The organism is Candidatus Angelobacter sp. (assembly GCA_035607015.1).
Lineage (GTDB): Bacteria > Verrucomicrobiota > Verrucomicrobiia > Limisphaerales > AV2 > AV2.
In genome coordinates this window covers 1-10,652 of record DATNDF010000161.1, presented here as the reverse complement: position 1 = coordinate 10,652, position 10,652 = coordinate 1, and the positions used below count along the sequence as shown (strand labels likewise).

Below are 10,652 nucleotides of genomic sequence, written 5' to 3'. Positions count from 1 at the left end.
CGGTTCAGTTCGCTCGCCCTAATCGCCCGATCCGTGCACGGATTTATGTGAAAAAACCGGCTCGATCACAAAGATCAAACCGGCCTGTTCTCGAAGTTTTCGTTTTCAACTCCACATAAACGGATGCTTCACATAACACAACCACCCCAGCGGGGATCCGACGCCGTCCGAGGCGGATATCAAAGTGACACGCGATCTGATTCGCGCCGGGCAGTTGCTCAAGATCGAGGTGCTCGATCATGTCATCATCGGTCGTGCCACGGCGGAGCGGCGGAAAGACCATGTGTCGCTGCGGGAGCTGGGTTATTTCTATTCGTGAGCGTCCACCGACTCCGATTTGCGCCAGTGGGTTGTTGTGTTTGCGTCCTGGTTGCGGTTCGCGGGTTCGGCGGAAACGGACCCCTTGATGGAACTCCCGGACTTACGGCTCGCTCGACGGCATCGCCGGCCGATTACGTTGCCGGAGAAACCGGCAGTGCGAAGTGGAAGGTCGCCCCGCGGTCCACTTCCCCGTCTGCCCAAGTGCGTCCGCCGTGCCGCGCAACTATCCGCCGCACGTTGGCCAATCCGATGCCGGTGCCTTCGAACTCTCCGTCCCCGTGCAGGCGTTGGAAAACCCCAAACAGTTTGTCGGCGTATTGCATGTCGAACCCCGCGCCATTGTCCTGCACGAAAAACTCCGCTTCGGTTTCCTGCGGGCGTCCACCGATTCGGATTTCCGCTCGCGCTCGACCACGCGTGTATTTGACCGCGTTGGAAAGCAGATTGACCCAAACCTGCTTGAGCATCGCCCGGTCGCCCTTTATCTCCGGCAGATCGGCGACGTCCCACTTGATGACACGCCCCTTCGTTTCTCGCTCCATTTCGCGTCGGACTTCCTCCACCAGGGTGTTCATGTTGACCCGGCCGTGTTTCAACTCGGAGCGGCCCATGCGCGAGAACGTCAGCAAATCGTCGATCAGCGAACCCATCTTTCGGGCGGCCCCGTTGATGACGGTAAGGTGCCTTTGACTTTCATCACTTAACGTCCCGGCGGCTTCCTCCTGCAAAATCTGTGTGTAGGCGTCGATGTGGCGCAACGGTGCGCGCAAGTCGTGCGAAACGGAATAAGAAAAGGCTTCCAGCTCTTCATTGAGCGCCTGCAAACGGGCGGTGCGATCAGCCACCTTGCGTTCCAATCCTGCGTACAGTTGCACGTTTTCCATGGCCACGGACGTGCTGTCTGCCAGCGCCTGCAGGAGTTTCACCTCCTCCGGGAGGGGCTTTCGGCGCGCCGCCCAGTAGTTCCCAATGGCGCCCACGGGTTCGGCCGTCCGAATCGGCACCATTACCAGGCTCTTCACGAATGTGGGACGATATGCGTCCGCTGGAATGCGTGGATCGGCGTAGATGTCTTCAATCACCGCCGCCTGCCGGTTCAACATCGCCCAACCGCTGATGCAACTCGTCATCGGAAAACGGCGTCCCTTCCAGAGAGGTGCGATGGCGTCTTCGTCCGCGTAATGGCACAGCTCCCCGTCGCGCAAGACGAACGTCGCGCCGTCGGCTCCGGTCAGGTCGCGTGCCGCGCGCCGCACGATGGCCATGATGCGGTCCAAATCGCGTGCCAAAGACAAATCTTGGACGACGTTGACCAGCAGCTCCATTGACCGGACATACGAATCCGACAGACCGCGCGCGGCGCGAAGCTCAGTGTTTTCGAGTGCCTGTTTGATGGTGTCGGCGAGCCGGGGCAGCTGTAATTTGCTGACGCACGCCGTGGCTCCGGAGCGATTGAGTTTCTCCCGCGCCTGCTCTTCGTTCGCAAATCCGGACACGAAGATGAAGGGGATCCCGGGTCGCTTCCCACGGGCGAATTGCAACGCATGAACCCCATCGAACCCGGTCACATTGTTGTCTGACAGAACCACGTCAACCTCTCCCGCCTCGACCGCTGCCACATAGTCTTCACCATCCCGCACGACCTTGATTTCCGAAACAAGGCCGGCCTTGTCCAGCGCTCGTTGCACAAGTTCTGCGTCGATGACGTCGTCCTCCAAATGCAAAATCCGGATCGTGGTCTTCATTGACGCATTTGTTGTGTTCGTAACTGCGTGTCGTCTTTCCTCGAACGTGTCCTCCGCTCAGCAGGTAACATTTACTCCCGCCGTTTGCGCAAATCAAGCTCTGGTTTTGGCCCGGTCACGCCGGTTCGCGTCCGTGTTCTGCCAAACGCCAATTCCTGTTTCAATCCCTGTCGCAATGTGATAAGCGGTGCGCAAGATGATTCACCCGACAGCGATTATTCATCCGAGAGCACAGGTCGATCCGACCGCGAGTGTTGGCCCTTTTGCCCTCATCGACGAACATGTCATCGTTGGCGCACGTTGTCGCGTCGGGCCGCAGGTCCATCTGACCGGACATACGACGGTCGGAGTGAACAATGTGTTCCACACCGGGTGTGTGATCGGAGACGCGCCGCAGGATTTGAAATACCGGGGAGAGGCCACGCGCCTGCTCATCGGCGACGATAACGTGTTTCGTGAACACGTCACCATCCATCGCTCCAACAAGGAAGGCGAGGCAACGATTATCGGATCACACAATTACCTCATGGCGCATTGCCATGTGGGACACAACTCGCGCGTGGGCGATCACACGATCATCGCCAACGGCGCGCTGCTGGGGGGCCACGTTCAGGTCCAGGATCGTACCTTTATTTCCGGCAACTGTCTGGTCCATCAATTCGTGCGAGTCGGCACGCTGGCGCTGATGCAGGGTGGCTCGGCCATCAGCAAGGATTTGCCGCCGTTTTGCGTGGCCCGCGGCGACAACGGGATTTGCGGGCTGAACTTCGTGGGTCTGCGTCGCGCCGGACTGCCCGCCGATCAACGCCTGGAACTGAAACGGCTCTATCATGCGCTGTTTCGAAGTGGAAAGAAGTTGAGCACAGCGCTGGCAGCAGCGCGTAAAGAGTTCAGGGGCGAATCCGCCCGCGTGTTGATGGAATTTGTCACCGCCGCCAGGCGGGGGATTTGTGCGGACTCCGGCAGGGCGGCGGAAGTGGATGAGGCCGTGGATTGAACCCGTTATTTTGTATTGATTAAAATTAAACAAACGCGCAGGAAATGCCGTCTGATGAGCGGTCAGGCTGGCGGCGGCGCCGTCAGGGACGAAAGCAACGGTAAACACCGAGACACAAACGGAGGAACACTATGCGAAAGCGGACCAAATCAGCGATTGGTATTGGGATGATGGCGGTGCTTGCGTCGTTGACGCCGGCACTGGCTCAAAGCTACGGCGGAGGAGCCGCCCAGGGATTTTATTTTCGGGGCGGCATCGGACCGGAGATCTCGCAACGAACCGATGTGAACGAGTTCTTCGGGCCGGTCTCCGGAATCAAGGTCAAGTACGATCCGGGATTCCGCATCAGCGCGGCCGCCGGCTACATGTTCTGCAACTACTTCAGCGCGGAACTGGAGTCGGGCGTCCTCTACAACTCGATCAAGTCCATCACCGGATCGCCGGACACCGATGCGAGCCTTTCGAATATCCCGATGCTCGTCAACGCGGTGTTTCATTTCCCGCTGCAGCACAATTTTGTGCCGTATGTGGGACTTGGGGCGGGCGCGACCACCAGTGTTCTCGACATCAATCGCGCCACGATCAGCGGAGCGCGGTTGAATGGGAACGATTCGGACGTTGAATGGGCCTTGCAGGGTTTCGCCGGGTTTCGGTACGAATTCAACGACAGTATGGCCGTCGGTTTCGGCTACAAGTTTCTGGCCACCGGGGAACCCTCGTGGGACGTGTTTTCCTTCAGCAGCGGTTCCGGCCAGCTCCGGTTTGACAACGCGCGGACGCACTCGTTTATGGCGGAGTTTTCCATGAAATTCTGAACGGTGGCCGTTGCGATCTGCGAAAGGCGAATTCAACCAAACAAAAACCCCTTCCGGTTTTCCCGGAAGGGGTTTCGTGTTTCCGCACCTAAGTTAGAACTTGTAGATCAGGTTCAACGCCAGCGTAACGGCGTTGCGCTGATTAGGAACGGTCGTCCCGCCGTAAGGCTTGTCGCCGCTCATGCTGTGATCCCAGCGAAGCTCGGCCCGACTGACAACGTTCGCCCAAAGGGCATAGTCGGCAGTGATGGTTGCGGCACCAAGTCGGTTTTGCAGGTTGGCTCCGCCTCCGCCACGGTTATAGAACGTGCCATCGGTACCTTCAGTGTAATCGAGGCGCGCATTGAACTTCCACTTTTCGCTGGCCTGGAAGGATGCATACCCGGCGATTGCATAGGCCCATGTGCTTGCCGGCGCTGTTACGATTGTATTCGGACCGTCCCAGCGGTAGTCAAACGCAGCACCCACGGAGAGCCCTTCGACCGGGGTGTTCAAGCTGCCCCCGATGTAGGCACTGGTTGTATCTTTCTGCGCTCCTGCCAAGCCGTCAATGATACCCGCATACCAGGCTGACCCTTTTAGAAATCCCCAGCTATCCGGGGCGGTGATTGACACGGACGCCATGTAAGTCTTTTCGGATTCGGTAGCAGGGCCGGTGGCGCGAGTCGCGCGAGCATTGATGCCCGCGTTCCACGTGTTGGCCATACCGGCAGAGAGGCTGACGGCATCCGACGCCTTGTAGGTGGCGAGCACGCCGGTGTGTTGGGTCGGTTCCAACTGCCAGCCGAAGGAACGGCTGTAGTTCGGGTTCAGGTAGCTCTCGAAGGATTCGTAACCGATGATCGTGTTGAAGCTGCCGATTTTCCAGTCGAGGCCATTGCCTACGGGCATCCGAAGGGCGACATAGGCTTCCTTCACACTGAAGTCACTACTTCCGCCGAAGGTCAGACCACCTGGCGAGGTATTAAAATTGTTGGCATCTGGTCCGGCCAACAAACTGACCTTGTATCCGGCCGCCCACTGATCTTCTGACAGCGGCTTTTCCAAGTTGAGTTCAACCACGTTCAGGTTGAAACCGTCCAGCTTGCCAACTCCATCGAAAGCGCGGCCGGGCAGATTGGCGTCCCCGGTTCCCGGCTTCCAGATGATGGATGTATCCACGTACCCGCTAAGGGTGGTGGCCGACACTGCGGTCTGCACCTGGCTCATCGGCTTTGCTTCATCCGCCTGTGCTGCCGACGCAAGACTGACCACCCCGCCGGCGGCCAAGCCCAATGTCCATTTATTAAACTTCATTAGTTCCTCCTGCGATGTTGTTCTGGTTCGTTTCTATGCGTTCCAAGGGTAAAAACGGTTTACCCAAGCACACCGAAAACGGTGCATTTGCCGCGAAAGATAGGTAAAAGCCAATTCCTTGACAATAAGTTTTTTTCGCCCCTTCCACGGTGACCTTTGGTTTCCGATATACCCAATGGATAGCGAGCCAAGCCGATCACGCTTCAATTCGTTGTGCTTTTCACCGGAAGAGGAAACGTGGATTTCCTCGGCGTTATCGCGCCGGGAATCACAAAAAACGAAGTTTGACCTGTAGTCGAAGGTGATGCAGGCGCCCTTGGAATCCTTCGCGGAATCACCCTAAGACCCCGCGCCAAATTGACCCCACCGTTTCAAAACGAGGCATTTTCTACTTTCGGAACAACCAAATCAGGAAAGTCAGGACGACACTGATCAGCAGGCAAGTGACGACCGGAAAATGAAAGCTGAAGTTGCCTTTCGTATAATAGATGTCCCCCGGCAATCTCCCGAGCCATCCCTTTCCAAAACCGGACCAGATCAGCAGGCCGGCAGCGGCAATCATCAAGCCGATGATAAACAATATCTTGCCCGGTTCGTTCATGATTTTCCCGCCAACTGGAACATCTCACAGCTCGCCTGAGCCAGCCGATGGCTCCAGTGCTTCGTGTTTGTCAATTCGTTCAAAGGCATACAATGCACCCGGCGACTTTCATTTTCCAGCCCGATGCGCCGACGCAGCAAGCGTGCAGGGAAGTCGGCAGTTGGAATTTGCCGGCAGATTTCCTCGGGCGACGGGAGGTGCCGAATTCCAATTTTGCATACTTTTTTTGGTGAACGGTTAATCTTCCGCATCCAGATATGGCCACAATAGCAATCCTCGGGACAATGGACACCAAAGGCGAAGAGCACGCCTTCGTCGCGGATCGAATCAAAGAACGGGGGCATCAGGTGCTGATCATTGATGTCGGCGCGCTGGGCGATTCCGCGCTCAAACCGGACATTACGCGCCTGGACGTTGCCGCTGCTGCGGGGGTGGACTTCGGGGCATTGGTCGCGAGGCGTGACCGCGGTGAAACCGTCGCCGCGATGTCCAGGGGCGCACCGGTCGTGCTGTTGCGGCTATTGTCGGAAAAAAAGATAGACGGCGTCATTTCGCTCGGCGGCGGCGGCGGCACGGCCATCGGTACGGCTGCGATGCGCGCATTGCCGGTCGGATTTCCGAAGGTGATGGTTTCGACACTGGCGAGCGGCAACACGGCCCAGTACGTCGGGGTGAAAGACATCGTGATGTTTCCAAGCATCGTTGACGTGGCCGGCCTCAACCGTATTTCGCGCCAGATCCTGGCGCGCGCCGCGGGTGCGATTTGCGGAATGGTGGAAGCGACGCCGCCGATCGATGCAGACAAACCCCTGATTGTCGCCAGCCAGTTTGGCAACACAACGGCTTGCGTTGATCATGCGCGGAAAATCCTGGAAGAAGCCGGTTACGAGGTGCTGGTTTTTCATGCCACGGGCATCGGCGGCCGGACGATGGAATCGCTGATTGAATCCGGGATGGTCGCGGGTGCACTCGACATCACGACGACTGAGTGGGCGGATGAACTGGTGGGCGGTGTCCTTAGCGCAGGACCCGCGCGCCTTGAAGCCGCCGCGAAACATGGGGTGCCGGCCGTCGTCGCACCCGGCTGCCTCGACATGGTTAATTTCCACGGACCGGAAACTGTGCCGCCAAGGTTTCAGGGACGGAATTTCTACCAACACAACCCTCAAGTGACGTTGATGCGCACAACGCCGGATGAATGCGCCCAACTCGGCAGGATCGTGGCGGAAAAACTGAATCTGTCGAAAGGCCCGGTCACCGTGTTGATTCCAAAAAAAGCGATCAGTGTGATCAGCGCGCCGGGCCAAAAATTCCATGATCCACCGGCGGACAGGGCGCTGTTCGACAACCTCAAGGCGAACCTGCGTCGCGACATCGAGGTGATTGAGATGGATTGCGAGATCAACGAGGGCAGATTCGCGGAGGTGTGCGCCAAAACGCTGCTGAAGAACATTGCGAAGCGAAAATGAACGGCGCCACGTCAATCATTGCCAGTGAATGGCCTTTAGCGCGGCCTTTTGCACGGGAATCTTCTTAAACTGTCGGGTAAGGTTGGTGAGTGATTCCTCGACGCCCAATCGCTCCAGACTCGACGCTCCGACAAAGCCGACCGCGTCGGTATGCTCGTTGATGTAAGCGGCGTCTTCCGGCGTTGCAATGGGTCCACCGTGTGAAAGAAAAATGAGGTCTTTGCGCACACTTCGAGCGCCGTCGATGATTCGCTTCGTGCGGTTCACCGCCTCGGCCATCGTGACAACCGCGCCTTTCACGCCGATACTCCCGCCCACGGTCGTACCGACGTGGGCGATAATGGCGTCCGCACCGGCTTCAGCCATGGCCTTCGACTCTTCAGCCGTCGAGACGTAAACAATCGTAAACAAATCCATCTTTCGCGCGAGCGCGACCATCTCAAACTCCTTCTTCACACTCATCCCGGTCTCTTCGAGAATCTGACGAAACACGCCGTCCACGATGCAATGCGTGGGGAAATTATTTACACCGCTAAAACCCATGTCTTTGACCTGAAGCAGCCAGTGCCACATTCGGCGGCGCGGATCGGTGGCATGGACGCCGCAGATCACGGGGACCTCTTCGACAATCGGGAGCACCTCGAACTCGCCGATTTCCATGGCCACAGCGTTGGCGTCACCATAGGCCATCAGACCGCAAGTGGAGCCATGACCCGCCATGCGAAAGCGCCCCGAGTTGTAGATGATGATCAGGTCGGCGCCGCCGCGTTCGATGAACTTCGCGCTGATGCCTGTGCCGGCTCCGGCGGCAATGACCGGGCGGCCCTTTCTAAGCGTCGCACGAAGGCGTTCAACGACCTCTTTGCGGGTGTATGGATTTCCCTTTCCGGTCCAGCGATTCGGCATAAGCTGAGTTCAAAATCCGGGGTTCAATGTGTATCGTTCCTGAATGCGATTTGCGAAATTTGCGATGTCCAACCGGGAAATGCAATCCCGGACTCGGGCATGTTCGGGATTGACCGTCCGATGAATTGAGGTAGCCTTGTTTGATACCTCATTAACCAGTGCAAACAGAAAGTTTTTATGGACCAGAACAACACATCCTCCCTCGCGGGCGCGGAAACGCGCCGTAATTTCATAAAAAAGGCGGCCACGGCGGCCGCAGCCGTGGCTGCCGCGAATCCGTTCAAAACGCCGGTTTACGGCCAGAGCTCGGCGCCCTCGACCGGCCGGGTGATCGGAGCCAATGACCGTATCGCGGTGGGTTACATCGGCATCGGCGGTCCGCCGTCGAATTGTCCGGGCATGGGGCTGGCGCATGTCAACAGCCAGAAGGAGCACGCCGCCGAAAACAACATCGTCCAGGCCGCCGTTTGCGACCTTTACAAAACCCGGATTGGAATCGCCAAGAAGGCCATTGGGACCAGTGACGTGGCTGAATTTGACGACCATCGCAAGCTGCTCGAGCGAAAAGATATTGACGCCGTCGTAATCGCCACCCACGACCCCTGGCACGCGCAGTGCGCGATCGACGCCATGCAGGCAGGCAAGCACGTCTATTGCGAGAAACCGATGACGCGTTATCTCGACGAAGCGTTCGAGGTTTACGACACCGTCAAGCGCACCGGCAGAATTTTCCAGCTCGGCTCTCAAGGTTGCTCTGCTGCGGCCTGGCACAAGGCCGCCGACCTCATCAAAGCAGGGCAGATCGGGAAACTGGTCTGGGGGCAGGGTTATTATTGCCGCAACAGCAAGAATGGTGAGTGGAATTATTCGATCGATACCGGGGCCACACCGGAGACGGTGAAGTGGGACACCTGGCTGGGCAAGGTCAACAAGAAGGTTCCGTTCAATCCTGACCATTTCTTCCGGTGGCGGAAGTTTTATCCCTACTGCACGGGCCTGTTGGGTGACCTGGTTCCACACCGGCTTTTGCCATTGATGCTGGCCACCGGCAACCCCGAGTTTCCGAAGCGTGTCGTGTGTCTCGGCGTCAAGGCCTGGGACTCGGACAAGGGCACACCCGGCGCCCTGGAGCGGGACGTGCCGGAGCACCTCGAATTGCTGGCGCAGTTCCCCAGCGGCCTCACGCTGACCGTCGTATCCAGCACGGTGAACGCCACCAGCCCGGGGTTTGTGATCTATGGTCACCAGGCCAGTTTGAACATCGGCGACGCGGGAAACCGGTTGAGCCTGGTGCCAGAGCGGCCGTTCGCGGACGAAATCGACCCGATTACGATGGATGGTCTCGAACCGCACGAAGACGTTGGCGCCCACGAGAAGAACTGGTTTCAAAGCATCCGTGCCAACAAGCAGCCAAATGCCGGCATAGAACTCGCCGTTCGCGCCCAAACCGTGATCAGTCTGGCTGAAATGTCCGAGCGCCTGAACATGACCTGCCTGTTCGACGAGAAAACACGGAAGATCACCGATGGCTCGGGCAAGGAAGTCAAGGCCATCACTTACGGCACGCTGGAATTATCGTAACCAGGTTTGTTCTTCACGGCGGGGTCTCACGGGCCGCGGCCCGTGAGACCCCGTTTTAGCGCGAATTCATGCGTACCCTTGCGCTAGCGCGGCACGCAATGGCGACGCGGTTCGAGGTTCTGCTCCACGGCGAGAACGAGGTGTCCCTTCGCGCAGCCGCGGAAGAAGCCCTTGACGAAATCGAGCGGCTGGACGCGCAGCTCAGTCCGTACAATCCGGCAAGCGAAGTCAGCCACATCAACGCGCGAGCTGCGCACAACGCAGTCCGTGTGGAGCCCGCACTTTTCCGGCTGATCCGGCACGCGAAGGAACTGAGCCGGGAAACCAGGGGCGCGTTTGACATCACGGTAGGGCCCCTCATGCGCTGCTGGGGTTTCATGCGTGGCTCAGGGAAAACACCGCACCCGGCCGATATCGCCGCCGCGCGGGAGAAGGTCGGAATCGAACTGCTGGAAATGGATGAGCGGGATTTCACGATACGTTTTGCGCGTAATGACGTGATGATTGATCTCGGCTCGATTGGCAAGGGTTTTGCGCTGGAGCGCGCCGCGCGGTTCCTGCGCGAAGCCGGCGTGGCCAGCGCCATCCTTCATGGCGGGACGAGCACCGTCTGCACCATTGGCACTCCACCGGATGCCGCCGCCTGGAACGTCGCCGTACCTCACCCGGATTTCGCCGGACAGTCGCTTTCGTCCGGCGGAGCGCCCCCCGCCGCCGATGACGGGCTGGAAAGCGGGGGGATCCTGGCAATCGTTCCACTGAAGGACGAGGCGCTTTCGGTTTCGGCGGTCTGGGGCAAGGCGTTTGAAGCAGACGGGAGGGTGTACGGGCACGTAATTGACCCGCGGAAAGGCGAACCGGTCGAAGGCGCGGTACTGGCCGCCGTAGTTTTGCCATCCGCCACAGAATCCGACGCGCTTT

Annotated in this window: 9 protein-coding genes and 1 pseudogene; 6 read left to right on the top strand and 4 right to left on the bottom strand. The window is 58.6% G+C overall.

Annotated features, from left to right (window positions below; all coding sequences use genetic code 11):
- Positions 1-136 precede the first annotated feature (136 nt).
- Positions 137-319 (top strand): annotated as a pseudogene (locus VN887_06545) (JAB domain-containing protein).
- Between the two features lie 133 nt (positions 320-452).
- Here VN887_06545 and VN887_06540 read toward each other — a convergent pair.
- Complete coding sequence (locus VN887_06540; GenBank protein HXT39665.1) at positions 453-2,066, bottom strand: ATP-binding protein; 1,614 nt, start codon at positions 2,064-2,066, stop codon at positions 453-455.
- A gap of 196 nt (positions 2,067-2,262) precedes the next feature.
- On the opposite strand from VN887_06540, the gene lpxA reads away from it, so the two are divergent.
- Positions 2,263-3,063, top strand: coding sequence for an acyl-ACP--UDP-N-acetylglucosamine O-acyltransferase (lpxA, locus tag VN887_06535; protein ID HXT39664.1), 801 nt, complete (start codon positions 2,263-2,265; stop codon positions 3,061-3,063).
- A 131-nt stretch (positions 3,064-3,194) separates the two neighbouring features.
- Positions 3,195-3,878, top strand: a complete 684-nt coding sequence (locus VN887_06530) for a porin family protein (GenBank protein HXT39663.1) — start codon at positions 3,195-3,197, stop codon at positions 3,876-3,878.
- A gap of 93 nt (positions 3,879-3,971) precedes the next feature.
- On the opposite strand, the gene VN887_06525 is transcribed toward VN887_06530, so the two are convergent.
- Positions 3,972-5,174 carry an outer membrane beta-barrel protein gene (locus VN887_06525; GenBank protein ID HXT39662.1) on the bottom strand — a complete coding sequence of 401 codons (1,203 nt, stop codon included), beginning with the start codon at positions 5,172-5,174 and terminating at the stop codon, positions 3,972-3,974.
- Between the two features lie 388 nt (positions 5,175-5,562).
- Entirely contained in the window at positions 5,563-5,775 is a 213-nt protein-coding gene (locus tag VN887_06520; protein ID HXT39661.1) for a DUF2905 domain-containing protein, read from the bottom strand.
- 257 nt (positions 5,776-6,032) lie between these two features.
- Between VN887_06520 and VN887_06515 the strand changes: the two genes are divergently transcribed.
- Positions 6,033-7,244 (top strand): Tm-1-like ATP-binding domain-containing protein, encoded by a 1,212-nt coding sequence (locus tag VN887_06515; protein HXT39660.1) that lies wholly within the window; start codon positions 6,033-6,035, stop codon positions 7,242-7,244.
- A 15-nt stretch (positions 7,245-7,259) separates the two neighbouring features.
- Here VN887_06515 and VN887_06510 read toward each other — a convergent pair whose 3' ends face one another.
- The gene (locus VN887_06510) at positions 7,260-8,150 is read right to left on the bottom strand and encodes a phosphoenolpyruvate hydrolase family protein (GenBank protein ID HXT39659.1); all 891 of its coding nucleotides are present in this window, start codon (positions 8,148-8,150) and stop codon (positions 7,260-7,262) included.
- A gap of 177 nt (positions 8,151-8,327) precedes the next feature.
- On the opposite strand from VN887_06510, the gene VN887_06505 reads away from it, so the two are divergent.
- Positions 8,328-9,731: a Gfo/Idh/MocA family oxidoreductase gene (locus VN887_06505; GenBank protein ID HXT39658.1), complete on the top strand. Its 1,404-nt coding sequence runs from the start codon at positions 8,328-8,330 to the stop codon at positions 9,729-9,731.
- Between the two features lie 98 nt (positions 9,732-9,829).
- Positions 9,830-10,652: FAD:protein FMN transferase (locus VN887_06500; protein ID HXT39657.1), on the top strand; the 823-nt coding region annotated here is incomplete at its 3' end.